Raw genomic sequence first — 19,392 nt, 5'->3', positions numbered from 1 at the left:
CCCCTCTTCGTGATCGGAATGACTGAGCCGTCGCGGGCGCGCTGGTTGATTCATGGAGCGCGCCCTCACCTGACAGCCGAGCACCTTGACACCGTCGTGTCTAGACCTGAGCGTCCGGGAACGGCGTTAATCGCGGTAACAGTCGGGGGTGGCATACCCAGAGGGGTTGGCCACTTCATCCTTAAGGGTGCGCGATCGCACACCTGGCCCCGGATCGGGACATCAGTAGACCCATCTGCCCCACCAAAACCACGAGACCCCACGAGCACATGGCTCGTGGGGTCTCGAGGCGGGGGTCTGAACAGACGACTTACTTGGTGGTCGTCTTCTTGGCCGGAGCCTTCTTGGCGGTCGCCTTGCGGACCGGCGCCTTGCGGGTACGCGCGGTGGTGGAACGCACCTCGGTCTTGGCGTCGGCCTCGACCTTGCCGGCCACGTCCTGCACGGCCTGGGCAGCCTCGGTCACGGCCTCAGCGGCCTCCTTGCGACCGAGCAGGACCGTACGACGCGCGCGGGCCTGGGTGTCGTCCGCGGTCTTGCGAGCGGTCGCGACAACGTCCTTGCCCTGCGCGACGAGCTGCTGGGTGGTCTTGTCCTGCTGCTTGCGCAGCTCGGTGACGACCTTCTCGCCGCGCTTGCTGAACTCGGTGTAGGACTTCTCGGCCTGGCCGGTCAGGGCCTTGCGACGCTCGGCGACGGTGGTCGGGATGGCCTTGGCCTGCGCGACGGTCTCCTGGGCGAAGGTCTGCACCTTGGCGGACAGCTGCTTGGGCTCGAGGTCCGTACGAAGGCCCTCGATGTCCGAGCGGAGGCCCGAGACGCGCTCGGAGAGGCCGCTGACACGCTCGGTCACGCGCTCGCCGGCCTCGTCGGAGGCGGTCTTGGCGGAGGAGACGGCCAGGTCTGCAACGCCAACGGCGGCGTACAGGGGGGTCGGGTTGGCGAGGGTCTTGCGCAGGTCGGTCAGAACAGGCATGAGGGGTCCTTTCAAAAGGGTGTGTACTGCTGGGCTCACTCGCCCACGAACGAGGCGTAGACGTCGAGCAGCGCCTTGCGCTGCTGGTCGGTCAGCCTCGGGTCGGCTTTGATCGCCGCGCGGACATCGAGTCCGTCGGTGAGCTCCTCGTCGCGGGCGTCGAGGATGCCTGCATGCACGTAAAGCTGCTCGGCGGAGATGCGCAGGCCCTTGGCCAGGGACTGCAGGATCTCGGCGCTGGGCTTCTTCAGTCCACGCTCGATCTGTGACAGATATGGGTTGCTGACCCCCGTGCGGTCGGCCAGCTGACGGATCGACAGCTCTGCGGCCTGGCGCTGCTCCCGCAGGTATCCCCCGAGATCGGGGACGGGGATCTTTGAGCTCATGTGTCCATAGTGCTTGCTGTAGTTAGCACTATGCAAGCCCCAGTTAGCGTGACCTCGATCACAGCGGCGTGCGGAACCGCTCTCAGGCGTCGACGACGACTGTCTGTGCGGCCGCCACGCCGCCGATGACGAGGGGTGCGTCGACGGGCACCGACCGCTTGATCAGGGCGAGGCCGATCGGGCCGTCCTCGCGATGACGTACGACGCTGGTCAGGCGACCGATCGCTCGTCCGCCCGACTCGAGCTCGACCTCGGCACCGGCCTCGGGCAGTACGTGACCCGACCCGTCGAGGTGCACGAACGCGAGGCGGCGCGGCGGGCGCCCGAGGTTGTGCACCCGCGCGATGGTCTCCTGGCCGCGGTAGCAGCCCTTCTGCATGTGCACCGCCGTGCGCATCCAGTCCACCTCGTGCGGAATGGTGCGGTGGTCGGTCTCGAACGCGAGCCGTGGGCGCCAGGCCGCGACGCGTTCGGCCTCCGCGGCCCACTGTCCCGCGAGCGGACGGTCACCGACGGCGTTCGCCAGGTCGGCGCGCGGCACGATCAGCTCGCGCCACGCCCTGTCCACCCCTGGGTGCGGATCGACCGAGCTGTACGCGACCGCGCCCTCGCCGATCGTCGGCCACGGGTCGAGCCAGGCGATCGTGCCCTTGGTCTGCAGCTCGTCCTGAGTCGACTCGGCCGCGATGGGCTCGCCGAGGACGGCGTACGAATCACTCACGTCGGAGACCTCGACGCGCAGCATGAAGCGCATCGAGTCGAGCCACGCGACAAGGGCGCCCGCCGTGCCGGGCTCGACCGAGAGCCACGTCGTGGTCCCGTCGTCAACGAGGTGCAGCGCGTGCTCGACGTGACCCTTGGGACTGAGCACCAAGGACTCCGTCGAATGGTGCGGCGCGAGGGCGGTCAGCTGCTGCGTCGTCATCGAGTGCAACCACGACAGCCGGTCCGGACCCGTGATCTGGACGACGCCGCGGTTCGACAGGTCGACGACGGCCAGGCCCTCCTGCAGCAGACGCTGCTCGCGGGACGGGTCGCCGTAGTGCGCCGCGACGCCGGCATCCACACCGTTCGCCTCGACAGCGCCAGGCCGCTGGAGCAGCGGGCTGGGCGTGACGTGCGCCGGAGTGGAGTCGACCGAGGTCATAACCACGAGCGTACGTGTCAAGTCTGGGCTCTCTTACACGAGGGACACCTACACTCTCCCGGGACGTGACGACGGATGCCGGCTCCGGGGAGCCTGGAACAGGAGATGCGCTGATGGGCGCAGGACGCGACGACGAGACCGGCTCGGGGGAGCCCTCGCAGCACGCCGACCGGGCGGGTTCGACCCCGAACGGCCAGGACGACTTGACCAACGGGCTGTGGGAACCGCCCACGACCGAGCAGCCCCCACCCGAGCGCACCACTGGCGAACGCGCTGCCGGCGAGCGCACCACTGGCGAACGCACCACTGGCGAGCGCCGAGTGGTTCCGCCGCTCGACGCCGACGACCTCACTCAGGTCGACCTGCCGCCGGCGTACGAAGGCACTCGCCCCCGCGCGGACCTCCCCACCCGTTATGGCGAGCCGCTCGAAGCGACTCGGTTGCCGATCGGTGCGAGCGCGAGCTCTGCTGCGAGCGCTGGCACGGGTGCCGGCGCGACGAGCGCCGCCGCCGACGACGGGGACGGTGGGGCACCGCTGCCACCCGACTCGGGCGACGACGACGGCGACCTGCCCGACGGTGAGGAGCCGCTCCCCCGACGTCGCGGGCGGCGGCGCAAGAAGTCACGCAGCAAGCTGAAGATCGTGATCTACACCCTGATCGCGATGTTCGCCGTGGTCGTCTTCGCGGTCGCCGGCTTCGCGCTCTACCTCAACCACCTGCTGGACTCCAACGTGCGCCGCTCCGGCCTGCTGCCGCCCAACGAGTCGCGACTGAGCCGCGCGACGACGGCCGGCAACTCGCAGAACATCCTGCTGCTGGGCTCCGACAGCCGTACCGAGGACCTCGGCGACTCCAGCCGCGCCGACGTCATCCAGCTCGTCCACGTCAGTGACGACCGCAAGACCGTGCAGGTCATCCACTTTCCGCGTGACCTCTATGTCGACATCCCGGGCCACCGCAAGAACAAGATCAACGCGGCGTACGCCCTCGGTGGCGCTCCCCTGCTCGTCCAGACGATGGAAGGCATGCTCGACGTGCCGATCGATCACGTCGCCCAGATCGGCTTCGACGGGTTCAAGGACCTCACCAACACCGTCGGCGGCGTCGACGTCAACGTGGACCAGGCGACGACGTCCGGGCACTTCACCTTCACCGAGGGCATCAACCACATGAAGGGCGACGCCGCGCTGGCGTTCGTCCGCGAGCGCCACCAGCTCAGCGAGGGTGACATCAGCCGCGGCAAGCGGCAGCAGGCATGGATCAAGGCGCTGCTCACCAAGTCGCTCAAGCGCGGCACGCTGTCCAACCCGACGCGGCTGGCCTCGATGATCGATGACACCACCAAGAACCTCGTGGTCGACAACGCCTTCAGCACCGGCAAGATGCGCGACCTCGGGTTCAGCCTGCGTGGGCTGCGCAGCAGTGGCGTGACGTTCCTGACGGCTCCGTTCACCGGATTCGACACGGTCAACGGCATCGGTTCGGTGGACACCGTCGACCAGACGAAGATGAAGCAGCTCGGTGACGCGCTGCGTACGGACAAGGTCAAGGACCTGCCCAACCAGATCGCCAACCCGGGCTGATCCGCTCCGGCGATAGCATCGCGGCGTGCCCTTCGAACTCGACCTGGATCTGCCGCCCGCGCTGGCCCCACTCGCCTGGTTGGTGGGGCATTGGGAAGGGACCGGCGTCGTCGGCTACCCGACGATCGAGTCCGCGACGTTCGCCCACGAGATCACCTGCTCGCACGACGGGCGGCCGTTCCTGGAGTGGCACAGCCACACCTGGCTGCTGGATGAGAAGGGTGAGCGGGTGCGCCCGCTCGCGACCGAGCTGGGTTTCTGGCGGCCGTTGCCGGACGGCGAGGTCGAGCTGGTCCTGTCGCACGCCACGGGCATCGTCGAGCTCTACTACGGACGGACGTCACCGGCCAAGGTCGAGCTGAGCACTGACGGAGTGATCCGCAGCCCGCACGCCAAGGAGTACGCCGCGGGGTCGCGGCTGTACGGCCTGGTCAACTCCAACCTGATGTGGGCGATGGACATGGCCGCCATGGGTCAGCAGCTGCAGAGCCACCTGTCCGGCGAGCTCAAGCGCGTTTAGCGGTAGAACCAGGCGACGGCGTACGCCACGACGCCTGAGGCGAGCACCGAGGCCGCGCCGAGCGCGAGCTGACCGGCCGCACCGCGGGCGCCGACCGCGAAGCTGAGCAGCCGGCGTACGGCATGCGAGACCAGGGGTGTGCCCGCCGCGACGAGCACCATGGCACTCCAGGTCACATCCAAGGACTGGGCGAGCACGAAGGCTGCGCCACCGGACAGCACCATCGAGATGGGCACGGCCCACTCGGCCGTTGCGCCGAAGCGATGCAGCACCCAGTCGACGATCATCCCGATCGCAGACGCCGCGAGGCAGGCCAGCACCAGCTCCTCGCCCATATTCTCGTCGAGCGCGGACAGGAAGAACGCGCCGCTGCCGAGTACGCCCAGGCCCAGGCAGGTGCCGGCCAGGGTCGCGACCAGCCGGGCCCGTCCGTCCTGGCGCACCAGCTGATGCAGGAACGCCGCGATCAACCCGCCACCCAGGACCGTCGGCAACCAGCGCAGACCACGCTCGTCGTCACCGAGCTCACTGATCGCAGCGAGGACGACCGCGGTGCCGATCAGGATCAGCTGGACGCCGCGTGGGCTCGGCAGGTCGAGCAGGTGAGGCCAGCCGAGCGCGAGCACGAGCACGGCGAAGAGCAGCGCACCCGCCATGGACAGCTCGGACGCGGCGGCCCCGAGAGCGAGGACAGCACAGACGACGAGTGCGGAGAGCGTGGCGACAGGCGTCAGCACACGGGGTTCAGTGCGGGGCACGCGGGGAATCCTGCCATCACCCACCGGCGAACGGCGGCAGAACCTCAACGGCCTCCCCCGCGAACAGCACCCGCTCAGCGGGGCTGACCACTCCGTCGACGAGGACGGAAGCCACCTCGAGGACGGACTCCAGCTGTGGGTGAGCCGACCGTGCGGCGGCGAGCGCCTCACCCACGGTCGTCGCGGCGAACCGCTCCTCATCGACGCCTGCGGCAGCGCGTGCGCCGGCCCAGTAGCGGACAGTCACGAGGGTCGTGGTGGACGTCGTCACAGCAGTCTGTCTCCGGATTCGACGGGATGTGGCGTGTCCCACGGTACGGCGATCTGGGTCAGACCCGTCCAACCGGCCAGTATTCTTAGCCGGCAAATGGCCAGACTCCTGCTGCTCACCAACTCGCCGGGCGCGAGTGTCGATGTGCTGCCAGCGCTCGGACTGCTCGGCCATCGGGTGCGCATCCTGCCTCCTGAGCCGCAGGCACTGGTCGATCCGCCCGAGTGCGACGTGGTTCTCCTGGACGCGTGTCAGGACCTCGCCGGGGCGCGCGGCCTGTCCCGTGTGCTGCGTTCGAGCGGCCTGTCGTCGCCATTGATCGCGATCTTCACCGAAGGCGGTCTCACCGCGCTGACCGCCGAGTGGCAGGTCGACGACGTGGTGCTGAAGACCGCCGGGCCTGCTGAGGTCGAGGCCAGGCTGCGGCTGGCGATGTCGCGGACCGAGCAGGACGAGGACGAGGAGCCCGTCAAGATCACCGCCGGCGAGCTGGTGATCGACGAGGAGGCGTACGCCGCCCGTGTCCGTGGTCGTTCGCTCGACCTGACCTACAAGGAGTTCGAGCTGCTGAAGTACCTCGCGCAGCATCCTGGCCGGGTCTTCACCCGCGCCCAGCTGCTGCAGGAGGTCTGGGGCTACGACTACTTCGGCGGCACCCGCACGGTCGATGTCCACGTCCGGCGGCTGCGCGCCAAGCTCGGCCCGGAGCACGAGGCGCTGATCGGCACGGTGCGCAACGTCGGCTACCGCTTCGTCGGCAGCCAGGAGCTGCGCCAGCAGCGCATGGCCGCCGACGCCTGAGTCGACGTACGGCAAGAGGCCGGGCCGACGCCCCTGACGGCGAACTGCTTCGCACGTACGCCAGGCTGGGCCGGTGACCTCCGCCCAGACCGCTCGTGACGAGACCCGCGCCGCTCTCGACCGCACCGCCGGCCTCAGCTGGAAGCCCTGGACGCTCGAGGACGTCCCGGCGCTGCACGCGTACTACGCAGACGTCGAAGGGGCCGACCAGCCAAGTGAGCGCGTGGGGGCGGACGACCTCCGTTCGTACCTCACCTCACCTCGCAACCGACCCGAGCGCGACACGCTCGCCGGTCGAGACTCCGGCGGCCAGATCGTCGCTGTCGCGTCCTGCCGCTGTGCCGATCGTGACGGCTCCCTTCGTCGTGCCTGGTTCCGCGGGTCGGTACACCCGAGCCGCCGAGGCGAGGGCATCGGACGTGCGGTGATGGCGTGGCAGGTCGCCGCCGCCCGTGCGTGGTACGCCGAGAGCCACGCACCCGACCAGGGCCCCCTGCGCATGAGCGTCTACAGCGACAGCAAGGCCGACAGTGAGAGTCGACTGGCGCAGCGATTCGGGCTGACGATGCATCGCTACTACGCCGAGCTGACCAGGCACTACCGGCTCGATGAGACTGTGGCGGTCCCGACGATCGACGGCATCACGATCAAGCCGTGGGAGGACGCAGACCCTGCCCAGATCCTGGATCTGCGTAACGAAACCTTCGCTGATCATTGGGGATTCGCGCACCGGCCCCTCGATGTCTGGCGCGAGCAGCTGCAGGACTCGGCGTTCCGTCCGGGCTGGTCGCGGGTGGCCGTGGACAACACCGACGGCTCGCTCGTGGCTTTCCTGGTCAGCTGCGCGTACGAGCAGGACTGGGAGCCTCAGGGCTACACCGCGGGCTACCTGGACGAGCTGGGCACGCGCGCGGCGTACCGCGGTCGTGGCATCGGGACGGCCTTGCTGCTCGAGGCCATGCGGGTCATGCAGACCGACGGTATGCAGGCCGCCGAGATCGGGGTCGACAGCGAGAACCCGTCCGGCGCCTTCGGCCTCTACACCTCGCTCGGGTTCGCCGAGACGTCCGGCACCCGGCACCTGCTCCTCGACGAGACGCTCCCGGGCGCGGGATAGGCGGCGTACGACGATGCCCCGGTCACCATTGCGGTGACCGGGGCATTGTGGTCTCGATACGGCCTCGGCTAGCGCCTCGACCTACTCGATCAGCGAAGGACTACTGGACGGTGATGCGGTCCAGCGCGGCCGGTGTGTAGGGCGAGACCTTCTGCAGGTACGCCGCGAACCCGTCGATGTCGAGCCCGCCGTAGTAGACGCCGGTGCCCTTGGTGAAGGCCGCGAACCCGTCACCTCCGCCTTGCAGGAAGTTGTTGGTCACCACCCGGTAGGACGTGGCCTGGTCGATGGCCGCACCGTTCAGCTTCACGCTGCCCGGCACGACCTGCTTGGTCGCGGCGGACCAGGAGTAGGTGAAGCCCTTGGAGATCTGCAGCACCTTGGGCGAGGCCGCGTTGGTGCCGTTCCACTGCTGGTTGAGCAAGGCGTAGATGTCAGCGCCCGTCAGGTCCAGCGACACGAGGTAGTTGTTGAACGGCTGCACCGTGAAGGCGTCACCGAACGTCACCGACCCGTTGTCCGGCGCGAACGGCAGGTCAGCGCGGATACCGCCCGGGTTCATGAACGCGATCTGCGGCGTCTTGCCACCGGTCACGGTCGACGGGTCGGCCAGCTGCGCGTCCGCGATCAGGTCGCCGAGCGGGGACTCACCCGCGGCGTTCTGGGTCTTGGTGACGTCCGTGGTGATCGTGCCGAGCACCTTGTTGGCGATCGGCGCGACCTTCTCCTGCGAGCTGGCGATCAGCGACGTCATCTTCGGGTCCTTGGCGACGTCGCGCGTGACGATGACGTCGCGCGTGGTGACCTTGGACCGGACGATGTCGAGCGTGCGCAGGCTGAACGGCAGCGTGGTCTCGGTGATCTGCCGACCGAACGACGACGCCGACGTCACCGTGCGCGGCTGACCCTTGGGGTCCGGGATGTTGCAGCTGTACGACTGGTGCGTGTGGCCGGTGACGATCGCGTCGTACGCCGGGTCCAGACCCTTGGCGATCGGGATGATCGGCGAGTCGGGAGCGAGCGCGCCGCCCTTGCCGCAGACGTAGTTGTACGACGGATTCACCTGGTACGTCTTGCCATCCGGTCCCTTCCAGTCCTCCTTGGGAAGGTTGCCGCCCTGGTGGATCAGGATGACCATCGCGTTGATCCCGCGACGCTTGAGCACTGGCACGAGAGCGTTGGCCGACTTGACCTCGTCCTCGAACTTCAGACCCTTGATGCCCGACGCCGTGACGATGTCGGGCGTCTCCTTGAGGGTGAGCCCGACGAATGCGACCGGGATGCCACCCTTCCACTTCACGGTGTACGACGGCAGCAGCGTCTTGCCCGTGTCCTCACGGATGACGTTGGCGTCGAGGTAGGCGAACTTCGCGCCCTTGTAGGTGCCCGCGCCGTCCGGGCAGGAGTTCTGGTTGTTGGCGCCGTCCCCGTCATTGAGGCAGCCGCCCTTCTGCATACGCAGCAGCTCGGTCGAGCCCTCATCGAACTCGTGGTTGCCGACCGCCGAGGCGTCAGTGCCCATCATGCTGAGCGCGTCGATGGTCTTCTCGTCGTGGAAGGCCGCCGAAAGCAACGGCGACGCGCCGATCAGGTCGCCGGCGGTGACCGTGAACGAGCTCCACTTGTTCTTGCGCAGCTGCTTCAGATGAGTCGACATGTACTCGGCGCCACCCGCGTCGACGGTGACATCGACGGGCAGGCCGGTGGTGGGGTCGAGCTTGTGGTCGACCACGACGCGACCGCCGGAGCCCGACGGGGCCTCGAGGTTGCCGTGGAAGTCGTTGTAGGACAGCAGCTGGATCGGGATGGTCGGGTCGAACCCGTGCCCCTTGCCAGAGCTGTCGGGCCCGTGTCCGCTGGCGGTCGCGGGCATGGCGAGCGAGACGGCGCAGGCACCGGCAATCGCCGCAGCGGCCAGGCCCTGGGTCAGTCGTCGTGTCATGACGGATACTCCTCGAGGTGTTCGGCGCGGGGTACGCGCGACCCGCGCAGGCTAGCGCCGCCGGAGCACCTGCACGGCCGTCCTGGCAGAACCTTCGGTGAACCCCACGTGATGGAATGCCGACCATGCAACAGGCATCGTCGTTAGAACCGGCACAGGTGGACGCGGTCCGCACCCTCGCGAGCGCGGCCGAGGCCGCCGATCGCGTCGCGCCCCTGTCGGAGGAGACCCTCCTGTCCCTGGGCCGTACGCCGGAGCCCGGGTCGGCCGTACCCACGCACCTCATCGTGCGCGCCAACGGCGACCTGGGCGCGTACGGGCATGTGGGGACGGACGGCTCCGCGGAGCTGGTCGTCCACCCGGCACGGCGCAAGCAGGGCGAGGGCCGAGCCGTCCTCGACGCTCTGCTCGAGGCCCGCCCGGACGCCCGGGTGTGGGCGCACGGCAACCTCGACGGCGCTCAGGCGCTGGCGCGCTCGGCGGGCCTGGAGGTCGTACGCGAGCTGTGGCAGATGGCACTCGACGTCGAAGCGCATCCGCCAGCAGAACCGTTGGTGCCCAAGGGTTTTCACGTTCGGACGTTCAAGCCAGGCCAGGACGAGCAGGCGTGGCTCGACGTGAACGCACGGGCGTTCAGCTTTCACCCCGAGCAGGGGCGCATGACCATGGCGGACCTGCAGGACCGAATGTCACAACCGTGGTTCGACCCGGCCGGGCTGATCCTGATCGAAGACGAGGAGACGGGCGCGCTGGCTGCTTCCCACTGGACCAAGCGCACGCCTGACGAGGCGGAGGTTTATGTCGTGGCGGTCGACCCGGCGTACCAAGGTCGTGGGCTCGGCGGCGTGGTCACCGCACTCGGTCTGCGCCACCTCGCGGGACGTGGTGCCCGCACCATCGACCTCTATGTGGAAGGCGACAACGCCCCCGCCATCGCCACCTATTCACGCCTTGGATTCCAGCGGTCCGCGCTCGACGTGATGTATTCGCGCGCGGTTCACTAACGCCTGCAACGATGGGTCCATGAACGCCAAGTCGGACACCGCGAGCGAAGCCGTGCAGGACCCCACCCAGGACGCGGTGGAAGCGGCGACGCAGACGGTCACCGAGGGCGGTTCGGTCGTCCGCCTCAAGCAGCGGGTCCCCCGCGCGCGGGCTGAGAACGGCCAGTTCATCCGCCTGGCGCCCGACCTGCCGGCGCAGCAGAAGGACCTCCCCGAGGACCGGTTCCTGGACCGCGAGGTGTCCTGGCTGCAGTTCAACGAGCGCGTGCTGCAGCTCGCCAGCGACCCGACGGTGCCGCTGCTGGAGCGGACCCGATTCCTCGCGATCTTCGCGAGCAACCTGGACGAGTTCTTCATGGTCCGGGTGGCCGGTCTCAAGCGCCGGATTGCGGCAGGGATCGCCACACCGTCGATGTCCGGCCTCGAGCCGCGCGAGGTGCTCGATGAGATCTCCGGTGCCGCGCACGAGCTGATGGGTGTGCACGCCCGGGTCTACCAGCGCCACATCCGGCCGGCCCTCGAGGACGAAGGCATCACGCTGCTGCGTCCGCACGACCTCACCGATGCCGACCGCGAATACCTCAACGACCTGTTCCGCGGCACGATCTACCCGGTGCTGACGCCCCTGGCGGTCGACCCGGCGCACCCGTTCCCCTACATCTCGGGGCTCTCGCTCAACCTCGCTGTCCTGCTCATCAACCCCAAGACCGAGCGCGAGCACTTCGCGCGGGTCAAGGTGCCGCCGCTGCTGCCGCGCTTCGTCCAGCTGCCCGACGTCGAGGGTGCCGACCAGCTGTACGACGCCCGTTTCGTCTCCCTCGAGGACGTCATCGCCGAGCACCTCCAGTACCTCTTCCCCGGCATGGAGGTACGCGAGCACTTCACCTTCCGAGTGACGCGCAACGAAGACCTCGAGGTCGAGGAGGACGACGCCGAGAACATCCTCACCGCGCTCGAGAAGGAGCTGACCCGGCGCCGCTTCGGTCCGCCGGTGCGCCTCGAGGTCGCCGAGGACATGGACGAGCACGTCCTCGACCTGCTCGTGCGCGAGCTCGGCATGCACGCCAAGGAGGTCTACCGGCTGCCCGAGCCGCTGGACCTGCGCGGCCTGAATATCGTTGCGGATCTTGACCGTTCGGAGCTGCGCTGGCCGGCGTTCGGGTCGATGACCCACCCCGACCTGGCTCCCATCGAGCGGGCCACGGCTCCCGACGTCTTCGGGGCGATGCGTTCGGGTGACGTGCTGCTGCACCACCCGTACGACTCGTTCTCCACCTCGGTGCAGGCGTTCATCGAGCAGGCTGCCGACGACCCCAACGTGCTGGCCATCAAGCAGACGCTCTACCGCACCAGCGGTGACTCGCCGATCATTGACGCCCTCATCGAGGCGGCCGAGGCCGGCAAGCAGGTGCTGGCCGTGGTCGAGATCAAGGCGCGCTTCGACGAGGAGAACAACATCGTCTGGGCCCGCAAGCTCGAGCGCGCGGGCGTGCACGTGGTCTACGGCATGGTCGGGCTGAAGACGCACGCCAAGCTGTGCCTCGTCGTACGGTCCGAGGGCGAGAAGATCCGCCGCTACTGTCACGTCGGCACCGGCAACTACAACCCCAAGACGGCCCGCCTCTATGAGGACCTCGGCCTGCTGACCTGCGACCCGGACGTCGGCGAGGACCTCTCCCGGCTGTTCAACCAGCTGTCGGGCATGGCTCCGCGCTCGAAGTTCAAGCGCCTGCTGGTCGCGCCCCGCTCGGTGCGCACCGGGCTGATCGAGCGCATCGACAGTGCCGCCGAGGCCGCGCGGCAGGGTCTGCGTGCGCGGATCGCCATCAAGGTCAACTCGCTGGTCGACGAGAAGATCATCGACGCCTGCTACCGCGCATCGCAGGCCGGTGTCACGGTCGATATCTGGGTGCGCGGCATCTGCTCGCTGCGCCCCGGCATCGAGGGCCTGTCGGACAACATCCGGGTGCGGTCCATCCTGGGTCGCTTCCTCGAGCACTCCCGGGTCTTCCTGTTCGAGATCGAGGACGCCGACCCGGTGGTCTACATCGGCAGCGCGGACATGATGCACCGCAACCTCGACCGCCGCGTCGAGGCACTGGTGCGGCTGGCCGACCCCCGCCACGTCGCGACGCTGACGACCATGCTCGACGAGGGCATGTCCGACGACACCTCCTCCTGGCACCTGCAGGGCGACGGCGAGTGGGAGCGCCACCACCTCGCATCGGACGGTGAACCGCTGACCGACTTGCAGGCCGACCTCGTCGCCCAGTACGCCAAGCGTCGACGCAAGGCTCGCCGGCGGTGACGTCCTCGTCCGGTCCAGGGATCAACGGCCAGCAGCCCGTCGCGGCTGCGGGTGCGTTGCTCTGGCGTCGTCGCAAGGGTCGCCTCGAGGTCGCGATGATCCACCGGCCCCGGTACGACGACTGGTCCTGGCCCAAGGGCAAGCTCGACCCGGGCGAGACCTGGGCCGGCGCCGCCGTCCGCGAGGTCGAGGAGGAGACCGGGCTCGTCGCCCGGCTCGGCATGCCTCTGCCCCGCGCGGTCTACCCGTTGCCGCGCGGCGACCTCAAGGAGGTCCGCTACTGGGCAGCCGAGGCGATCGGCGGCAGCGGCGCGCTCGACCACGAGGTCGACGACGTGCGATGGATGACCGATGCCCAGGCGTTCGGGCGACTGACTCACGTGCGGGATGGGTTGCAGCTGCAGGCGCTCGTGGACGCCGAGCGCCGCGGGCTGCTGCAGACCTGGCCACTGCTCGTCGTCCGCCATGCCGAAGCCATCGCCCGCGGCAAGTGGGACGGGCCGGACCACGATCGCCCGCTCGATGCGGAAGGAAGCGCTCGGGCCGAGGTCCTCGCACCCCTGATCGCGGCGTACGGCATCACCCGGGTGCTGTCCTCCCCGGCCGAGCGATGCATGGCGACGGTGTCGGCGTTCGCGAAGAGCCAGCACATCGCCGTACGCGGCAAGGGTGGACTGTCCGAGGAGGGCTACGCCGAGGACCCGGGCAAGGCGATCAAGCACGTCGAGAAGGCCCTTACTCGCGCCGAGGCCACCGTGATCTGTACGCACCGGCCGCTGCTGCCCGCCATGCTCACCCGGCTCGCCGACCAGGCGCTGCCAGGCTCGGCCGCGCTCAGCACGCTGACCGACCTGGTCGAGGACGGCCTGCAGAAGGGCGAGGCCCTGGTCTGTCAGGTCATACGACGCGGTGCTGAGGCAAAAATCGCTACGGTCGAACGGCACCGGGTCTGACTTCTGTGCGAGTGCACGGACGCTGAGCAGCACGAGTCGACGCGGCGTGGTTCACCCTCCGCTCATGTTCGCGTCTCCGGATCGTGCCCAGAGGCTCCCGCGACGTTCATCTCGTGTTTACCCACGCGGGGATATCACTTCATACGACCTGCCTACTGTCACCGCGACGGGTCAATGCTCGTCCATACAAACCCTGTCCTCTTGAGAGGTTTCGAACGTGAAGATCACGCGCATCGGCCGAGTGTCCGGTATCGCCCTGGTCGGGGCGCTCGCCCTGTCGGCCTGTGGCTCTGACGACAACGCCGGCGGCGACAAGTCCAGCGCCGGCGGCGACAAGAGCTCGTCCGCATCCGGCACCGGTGCCGACACTGCTGGCTCCGGCGACGTCGCCTGCGGCAGCAAGGCGCTGACCGCGGAGGGCTCCACCGCCCAGGACAACGCGATCCAGGAAGCCATCTCCAACTTCCAGGACGTCTGCGCCAACGAGAAGGTGACCTACAACGGCACCGGGTCCGGCGACGGCATCAAGAAGTTCATCGCCGGCCAGATCAACTTCGCCGGCTCGGACTCGGCTCTCAAGGGCACCGACGGCAAGACCGAGGTGCAGGACGCTGCCAAGGCGTGCGGCTCCCCGGCCTGGAACATCCCGATGGTGACCGGCCCGATCTCGATCGCCTACAACCTCAAGGGTGTCGACAAGCTGGTCCTGACGCCGGCCCTGCTGGCTGACATCTTCAACGGCAAGATCACCAAGTGGAACGACCCGGCCATCGTCGCGGTCAACAAGGGCACGACGCTGCCCGCCACGGCCATCAAGCCGTTCTTCCGCTCCGACGAGTCGGGCACCACCGAGAACTTCACCAAGTACCTCGCGGCGTCGGCCAAGGACAAGTGGACCGCTGAGCCCGCCAAGAAGTGGTCGGGCAAGGGCGAGGGCAAGGCCAAGACGGCCGGTGTCGCCGCTGCGGTCAAGGGTGCCGACGGTGGCGTCACCTACGCCGAGTGGGGCGCTGCGAAGGACAACAAGCTGGGCGTCGCACAGATCGACAACGGCGCGGGCGCCGTTGAGCTGACCGGTGAGTCGGCCGGCAAGGCTGTCAGTGCGGCCAAGGTCGACGGTCAGGGCAACGACCTGAAGCTCAAGCTGGACTACGCGACCAAGGAGGCGGGTGCGTACCCGATCGTCCTGGTCACCTACGAGGTCGTCTGCTCCAAGTACAAGGACGCTGAGGTTGCCAAGAGCGTGAAGGCGTTCCTCAACCACTTCAGCTCGGAGGACACGCAGAAGGGCATCGAGGAGATCGGCTACGCGCCGCTCCCCAACGAGATCCGCGGCCGGGTCAGCACCGCGATCAACGCCATTCAGTGATTCACTCGTGTGCTGGGGCATCCTGACGGGATGTCCCAGCACACGGGCATTCTGACCAGTACTTCAGATAGGTAGCCCCATGACCTCCGTGACGGGTGTGTCGATCGCTGACGAGACACCAGACCCCGACGGCAAGGCGCCCCTTCGGGGCGACAGCGCCTCGACCGGTCGGGTAGGCGACAGAATCTTCGGAGGTCTCGCCAAAGGCGCCGGCATCCTCGTGGTCGCACTGGTCACCCTGATCGGGGTCTTCCTGATCGTGCAGGCCATCCCGGCCCTCACCGACAACAAGGCGAACTTCATCACCTCCCAGAAGTGGGACGTCACCGACACCAACAACATGGCGTTCGGTATCGCCCGATTGTTCTGGGTCACCGCGATCTCCTCGCTCATCGCGATGCTGCTCGCCGTGCCACTCGGGGTCTGCATCGCGCTGTTCATCACGCACTACGCACCGCGCTGGATGGCACGGTCCGCGGCCACCCTGGTCGACCTGCTCGCTGCTGTGCCGTCGATCGTGTACGGCCTCTGGGGCGCCTACGTCGTCGGCCAGTACTTCGAGCCGATCCAGAACTTCTTCACCGCGGTGCTCGGCTGGTTCCCCCTCTTCGAGAAGGACACCAGCGCGACGGCCGCCAGCACGGTTGCGTTCGTCTCCGTCGTGCTGGCGATCATGATCCTGCCGATCGTCACCGCTCTCTCCCGCGAGGTGTTCGCCCAGACGCCGACCGCCCACAAGGAGGCCGCGCTCGCGCTCGGCGCCACCAAGTGGGAGATGATTCGCACCGCGGTGCTGCCGTTCGGCAAGCCGGGTGTCATCTCGGCCGCCATGCTCGGGCTCGGCCGCGCGCTCGGTGAAACCGTCGCTGTGATGATCATCGTCTCGTCGCTGCCGGACGGAGCGCCGTGGAGCTGGTCCATCTTCTCCGGCGGTGAGACCTTCGCATCCAAGATCGCCAACAACGCTGGCGAGTTCGACTCGCCCTCCAAGACAGGTGCCTACATCAGCGCCGGCCTGGTGCTGTTCATCCTCACCTTCATCGTCAACGCCATCGCGCGAATCGTCATCGAGCGTCGGAAGGCCTTCACCGAATGAGCACCGTCGACATGGCCGACAGAGTTCCTCCTTCCGTCGACGTCCCGGCCGGGCTGGGTCCCAAGTCGTCCTCGCGCGCGATCAAGGACCGGGCCGCGACGGTCGTCATGTGGCTGGCCTTCCTCGTCGCGTTGGTCCCGCTGGTGTGGATCATCGCCACGGTCGTCATCAAGGGCGGTTCGCTCCTCCTGGAGTCGCAGTGGTGGACCCATTCCCAGCAGGGGATCACCAACCGCGAATCAGGCGGCGGTGCGATCCACGCCATCCAGGGCACGCTGCTCCAGGCCTTCGGTACGGCCATCATCGCGGTGCCGATCGGCGTGCTGACCGCGGTCTATCTCGTGGAGTACGGCGGCGGCAAGTTCAAGCGGATCGTCAGCTTCATGGTCGACATCCTCACCGGCGTGCCGTCCATCGTCGCCGCCCTGTTCATCTACGCGGTCTGGTTCAGCACCTTCGGGTTCGGCCGGGCGCCGTTCGCCGTCTGCCTCGCCCTCGTGCTGCTGATGGTGCCGGTCGTGGTGCGCTCGACCGAGGAGATGCTCAAGCTCGTGCCCAACGAGCTGCGCGAGGCGTCGTACGCCCTGGGTGTCCCGAAGTGGAAGACCATCACCAAGGTCGTCCTGCCGACTGCCCTGTCGGGCATCATCACCGGCATCCTGCTCGGTCTCGCGCGCGTCATGGGCGAGACGGCGCCACTCATCATCCTGGCGCCGTACTTCCGGTCGATCTCGACGGATCTGTTCAGCGGCCAGATGGGCACGCTCCCGACCATGATCAACGCCGGCCGGGAGAACATGGCCCTGGCGCCCAACGCCGAGAGGGTCTGGGCCGCAGCTTGCACGCTGATCCTGCTCATCCTGATCCTCAACCTGGTCGGCCGGCTCGTCGGCCGCTTCAGCAAGATCAAGAACTGACCGCGTCCCACCGGACACGACCGACCGAGGAAGTAGCAACACATGGCCAAGCGCATTGACGTCTCAGATCTGGACGTCTACTACGGAGACTTCAAAGCGGTCGAGGGCGTCACCATGACCGTGGAGCCGCGCTCCGTGACGGCCTTCATCGGCCCGTCGGGTTGTGGCAAGTCGACCTTCCTGCGGACCCTCAACCGGATGCACGAAGTCATCCCGGGCGGCCGCGTCGAGGGCAAGGTCATGCTCGACGACCAGGATCTGTACGCCTCCAACGTCGACCCGGTCGGCGTACGCCGGACGGTCGGCATGGTCTTCCAGCGCCCGAACCCGTTCCCCACCATGTCGATTCGCGACAACGTCGTGGCCGGACTGCGGCTCAACGGCGTCAAGGGCAAGAAAGCTCTCGATGAGGTCGTGGAGCGGTCGCTCAAGCACGCCAACCTGTGGAACGAGGTCAAGGACCGCCTCGACAAGCCGGGTGCCGGACTGTCCGGTGGTCAGCAGCAGCGACTCTGCATCGCCCGCGCGATCGCCGTCGAGCCGCAGGTGCTCCTGATGGACGAGCCTTGCTCGGCCCTCGACCCAATCTCCACCCTCGCGATCGAAGATCTTGTCAACGAGCTCAAGGACGAGTACACGATCGTCATCGTGACGCACAACATGCAGCAGGCCGCTCGCGTCTCGGACCGCACGGCGTTCTTCAACCTCGCGGCCACCGGCAAGCCCGGCAAACTGATCGAGATGGACGACACGCAGCAGATCTTCAACAACCCGAACGAAAAGGCGACCGAGGACTACATCTCCGGTCGTTTCGGCTGATCGACGACAGCGTGAGGATCGCAGCGGAGCGCTAGCGGAGCGCTAGCGGAGCGAGGACCGGAGCGCCGAGGAGATCAGCCAGAGGGATCGGCTGATCGACGACAGCCACTCGAGAGTGGCCCAGACGCATGACGAGCGGCCCACCCAGTGGTGGGCCGCTCGTGGCGTATGTGGGCCGCTCTCCTCGGTGGTCGACCGGATCATAGGGTCGGTGGGGTGACGACGATGCAGGTTCGGGACGCTGACCGGCCTTCGGATGCGGAGGCGTGTGCGGCGATCTACGAGCCGTACGTCCGCGACACCGCCATCACGTTCGAGTCCGAGCCGCCCACCGCCGAGGTGATGGCGCAGCGGATCGCCAGCGCGCGTCGTACGCACGCCTGGGTGGTCCTGGAGGAGGACGGGCGGGTGGTGGGTTACGCGTACGGCGGTCCGTTCAAAGCGCGCGCGGCCTACCAGTGGTCGTGCGAGGTGAGCGTCTATCTCGAGGTCGGGCGGCGGCGCGGTGGAGCAGGACGGGCGCTGTACGACGTGCTGCTGGCTCGGTTGGTCGAGCGCGGCTTCCGGATGGCGGCCGCGGGCATGACGCTGCCCAACGACGCGAGCGAGGGCTTTCATCGGTCGATGGGTTTTGAGCCGGTCGGGACCTACCGTCGCATCGGTTGGAAGCACGGTCAGTGGCGCGACGTGGCCTGGGCACAGAAGGCGCTGGTGCCGACGAGCGCAGACGAGCCGCCGGCTCCGCGCTGACGGTCAGGTGGTGGCAGCGCGAGGCACGCCGAGGAGCCGGTCGATCTCGCGGAGCGAGAGGTGCTCTGCGCGGCGCTGCGCAGCGGCAACCAGGACAGAGACCAGCTCGATCTCCTCGCGCAGGTCAGGATCGTTGACCTCGTCATCACCAGTGGCTGCTGCCGCCGCTGACCGGAGCACCCTCGACATGGCATCAGAGTAAGGGTGTAACCCGCGGTAACGGGCCATTACGGATTACCAGGTCCCAACCCTCGAGTAGCAAACGTGGACCGCCTGGTGACGTGACGCCGATCACGTCCCACAATGAAGTTCGTGGGCCCGAGTCGAAGCGGCAAGCGCAAGAAGCTGCACGAGCAGCTCAAGCGGCTCAGCCACCAGGAGATCAAGGCCAAGGTCCCGCTGGAGGAGCCCGAGGAGGATCACCACATCAGGGAGCACGGGAGCTTCACGTACGGCTACTGCAAGAGCTGCGACTGGCAGGGGCGGGCTCGCCGCGCCCGGGACAAGGCCCGCCGCGATGCGCTCGAGCACAAGCTGACCTGCGAGGGCAAGCACAAGATCCGCGTCGCCACGACGGACGAGAAGTAGCCCGCGCAGAGCGCTAGCAAGAGGTTGGTGCGTCGGGCCGGGAAGCGCCTCACGGCGCATGGCCGCTCGGAGCGGCAAATATTG

Annotated in this window: 20 protein-coding genes; 13 read left to right on the top strand and 7 right to left on the bottom strand. The window is 68.0% G+C overall.

The annotated features are described in order from the left end of the window. Positions 1-310 precede the first annotated feature (310 nt). The 3 genes from VV02_RS07155 to ygfZ all read right to left on the bottom strand — a co-directional run bounded on the left by VV02_RS07155 (position 311) and on the right by ygfZ (position 2,509). Positions 311-976, bottom strand: coding sequence for a hypothetical protein (locus VV02_RS07155; protein WP_052590727.1), 666 nt, complete (start codon positions 974-976; stop codon positions 311-313). A 35-nt stretch (positions 977-1,011) separates the two neighbouring features. Then, positions 1,012-1,362 (bottom strand): helix-turn-helix domain-containing protein, encoded by a 351-nt coding sequence (locus tag VV02_RS07150; protein WP_052590725.1) that lies wholly within the window; start codon positions 1,360-1,362, stop codon positions 1,012-1,014. Positions 1,363-1,444: 82 nt separating this feature from the next. Continuing rightward, a complete protein-coding gene (gene ygfZ / locus VV02_RS07145; protein ID WP_052590723.1) occupies positions 1,445-2,509 on the bottom strand; it encodes a CAF17-like 4Fe-4S cluster assembly/insertion protein YgfZ in 1,065 nt (354 codons plus the stop codon). Between the two features lie 65 nt (positions 2,510-2,574). On the opposite strand from ygfZ, the gene VV02_RS27065 reads away from it, so the two are divergent. Both VV02_RS27065 and VV02_RS07135 read left to right on the top strand, forming a co-directional pair. Then, positions 2,575-4,095: an LCP family protein gene (locus VV02_RS27065; protein WP_245633010.1), complete on the top strand. Its 1,521-nt coding sequence runs from the start codon at positions 2,575-2,577 to the stop codon at positions 4,093-4,095. Between the two features lie 25 nt (positions 4,096-4,120). After that, on the top strand, positions 4,121-4,615 hold the full coding sequence (locus VV02_RS07135; protein WP_052590721.1) for a heme-binding beta-barrel domain-containing protein: 495 nt from the start codon (positions 4,121-4,123) through the stop codon (positions 4,613-4,615). On the opposite strand, the gene VV02_RS07130 is transcribed toward VV02_RS07135, so the two are convergent. Then, positions 4,612-5,373, bottom strand: a complete 762-nt coding sequence (locus VV02_RS07130) for a hypothetical protein (protein WP_157063305.1) — start codon at positions 5,371-5,373, stop codon at positions 4,612-4,614. The genes VV02_RS07135 and VV02_RS07130 overlap by 4 nt on opposite strands. Before the next feature lie 16 nt (positions 5,374-5,389). Then, positions 5,390-5,644, bottom strand: coding sequence for a MoaD/ThiS family protein (locus VV02_RS27060; RefSeq protein ID WP_245633009.1), 255 nt, complete (start codon positions 5,642-5,644; stop codon positions 5,390-5,392). 96 nt (positions 5,645-5,740) lie between these two features. Between VV02_RS27060 and VV02_RS07120 the strand changes: the two genes are divergently transcribed. Then, the gene (locus VV02_RS07120; protein ID WP_052590717.1) at positions 5,741-6,445 is read left to right on the top strand and encodes a response regulator transcription factor; all 705 of its coding nucleotides are present in this window, start codon (positions 5,741-5,743) and stop codon (positions 6,443-6,445) included. 73 nt (positions 6,446-6,518) lie between these two features. After that, complete coding sequence (locus VV02_RS07115; RefSeq protein WP_052590715.1) at positions 6,519-7,562, top strand: GNAT family N-acetyltransferase; 1,044 nt, start codon at positions 6,519-6,521, stop codon at positions 7,560-7,562. A gap of 100 nt (positions 7,563-7,662) precedes the next feature. Here VV02_RS07115 and VV02_RS07110 read toward each other — a convergent pair whose 3' ends face one another. Next, positions 7,663-9,504 carry a bifunctional metallophosphatase/5'-nucleotidase gene (locus VV02_RS07110; protein WP_083449981.1) on the bottom strand — a complete coding sequence of 614 codons (1,842 nt, stop codon included), beginning with the start codon at positions 9,502-9,504 and terminating at the stop codon, positions 7,663-7,665. Positions 9,505-9,629: 125 nt separating this feature from the next. On the opposite strand from VV02_RS07110, the gene mshD reads away from it, so the two are divergent. The 8 genes from mshD (at position 9,630) to VV02_RS07070 (ending at position 18,720) form a co-directional block, all read left to right on the top strand. After that, a complete protein-coding gene (gene mshD, locus VV02_RS07105) occupies positions 9,630-10,508 on the top strand; it encodes a mycothiol synthase (RefSeq protein ID WP_083450486.1) in 879 nt (292 codons plus the stop codon). 19 nt (positions 10,509-10,527) lie between these two features. Then, the gene (locus tag VV02_RS07100) at positions 10,528-12,816 is read left to right on the top strand and encodes an RNA degradosome polyphosphate kinase (RefSeq protein WP_052590712.1); all 2,289 of its coding nucleotides are present in this window, start codon (positions 10,528-10,530) and stop codon (positions 12,814-12,816) included. Continuing rightward, positions 12,813-13,769 carry an NUDIX hydrolase gene (locus tag VV02_RS07095; protein WP_245633008.1) on the top strand — a complete coding sequence of 319 codons (957 nt, stop codon included), beginning with the start codon at positions 12,813-12,815 and terminating at the stop codon, positions 13,767-13,769. Before VV02_RS07100 ends, VV02_RS07095 begins: the two co-directional genes overlap by 4 nt. A 217-nt stretch (positions 13,770-13,986) precedes the next feature. Further along, the gene (gene pstS, locus VV02_RS07090; RefSeq protein WP_052590710.1) at positions 13,987-15,138 is read left to right on the top strand and encodes a phosphate ABC transporter substrate-binding protein PstS; all 1,152 of its coding nucleotides are present in this window, start codon (positions 13,987-13,989) and stop codon (positions 15,136-15,138) included. Between the two features lie 79 nt (positions 15,139-15,217). Continuing rightward, entirely contained in the window at positions 15,218-16,234 is a 1,017-nt protein-coding gene (gene pstC, locus VV02_RS07085) for a phosphate ABC transporter permease subunit PstC (RefSeq protein ID WP_052590708.1), read from the top strand. Between the two features lie 11 nt (positions 16,235-16,245). After that, positions 16,246-17,151: a phosphate ABC transporter permease PstA gene (pstA, locus tag VV02_RS07080; protein ID WP_083450485.1), complete on the top strand. Its 906-nt coding sequence runs from the start codon at positions 16,246-16,248 to the stop codon at positions 17,149-17,151. A gap of 42 nt (positions 17,152-17,193) precedes the next feature. Continuing rightward, complete coding sequence (pstB, locus tag VV02_RS07075) at positions 17,194-17,970, top strand: phosphate ABC transporter ATP-binding protein PstB (protein ID WP_052590705.1); 777 nt, start codon at positions 17,194-17,196, stop codon at positions 17,968-17,970. Positions 17,971-18,195: 225 nt separating this feature from the next. After that, on the top strand, positions 18,196-18,720 hold the full coding sequence (locus tag VV02_RS07070) for a GNAT family N-acetyltransferase (protein WP_052596660.1): 525 nt from the start codon (positions 18,196-18,198) through the stop codon (positions 18,718-18,720). 3 nt (positions 18,721-18,723) lie between these two features. Here the strand turns inward: VV02_RS07070 and VV02_RS26325 are convergent, their stop codons facing one another. Beyond that, positions 18,724-18,909, bottom strand: a complete 186-nt coding sequence (locus VV02_RS26325) for a hypothetical protein (RefSeq protein ID WP_157063304.1) — start codon at positions 18,907-18,909, stop codon at positions 18,724-18,726. Between the two features lie 123 nt (positions 18,910-19,032). Between VV02_RS26325 and VV02_RS07065 the strand changes: the two genes are divergently transcribed. Continuing rightward, complete coding sequence (locus VV02_RS07065; RefSeq protein ID WP_218917371.1) at positions 19,033-19,308, top strand: hypothetical protein; 276 nt, start codon at positions 19,033-19,035, stop codon at positions 19,306-19,308. The last annotated feature ends 84 nt before the right edge of the window (positions 19,309-19,392 follow it).

Source organism: Luteipulveratus mongoliensis (genome assembly GCF_001190945.1).
Classification (GTDB): Bacteria; Actinomycetota; Actinomycetes; order Actinomycetales; family Dermatophilaceae; genus Luteipulveratus; species Luteipulveratus mongoliensis.
Note: the sequence above shows the minus strand (reverse complement) of the source record. Positions and strands in the feature narration are given on the sequence as shown.

Excerpts from the sequence above, each read along its gene's own strand:
- VV02_RS07070 (WP_052596660.1), top strand. The coding sequence starts at position 18,196 with ATGCAGGTTCGGGACGCTGACCGGCCTTCGGATGCGGAGGCGTGTGCG.
- VV02_RS07120 (WP_052590717.1), top strand. The coding sequence starts at position 5,741 with ATGGCCAGACTCCTGCTGCTCACCAACTCGCCGGGCGCGAGTGTCGAT.
- mshD (WP_083450486.1), top strand. The coding sequence starts at position 9,630 with ATGCAACAGGCATCGTCGTTAGAACCGGCACAGGTGGACGCGGTCCGC.
- pstA (WP_083450485.1), top strand. The coding sequence starts at position 16,246 with ATGGCCGACAGAGTTCCTCCTTCCGTCGACGTCCCGGCCGGGCTGGGT.
- pstC (WP_052590708.1), top strand. The coding sequence starts at position 15,218 with ATGACCTCCGTGACGGGTGTGTCGATCGCTGACGAGACACCAGACCCC.
- VV02_RS07155 (WP_052590727.1), bottom strand. The coding sequence starts at position 976 with ATGCCTGTTCTGACCGACCTGCGCAAGACCCTCGCCAACCCGACCCCC.
- VV02_RS07150 (WP_052590725.1), bottom strand. The coding sequence starts at position 1,362 with ATGAGCTCAAAGATCCCCGTCCCCGATCTCGGGGGATACCTGCGGGAG.
- pstB (WP_052590705.1), top strand. The coding sequence starts at position 17,194 with ATGGCCAAGCGCATTGACGTCTCAGATCTGGACGTCTACTACGGAGAC.
- ygfZ (WP_052590723.1), bottom strand. The coding sequence starts at position 2,509 with ATGACCTCGGTCGACTCCACTCCGGCGCACGTCACGCCCAGCCCGCTG.
- VV02_RS07100 (WP_052590712.1), top strand. The coding sequence starts at position 10,528 with ATGAACGCCAAGTCGGACACCGCGAGCGAAGCCGTGCAGGACCCCACC.
- VV02_RS26325 (WP_157063304.1), bottom strand. The coding sequence starts at position 18,909 with ATGTCGAGGGTGCTCCGGTCAGCGGCGGCAGCAGCCACTGGTGATGAC.
- VV02_RS07110 (WP_083449981.1), bottom strand. The coding sequence starts at position 9,504 with ATGACACGACGACTGACCCAGGGCCTGGCCGCTGCGGCGATTGCCGGT.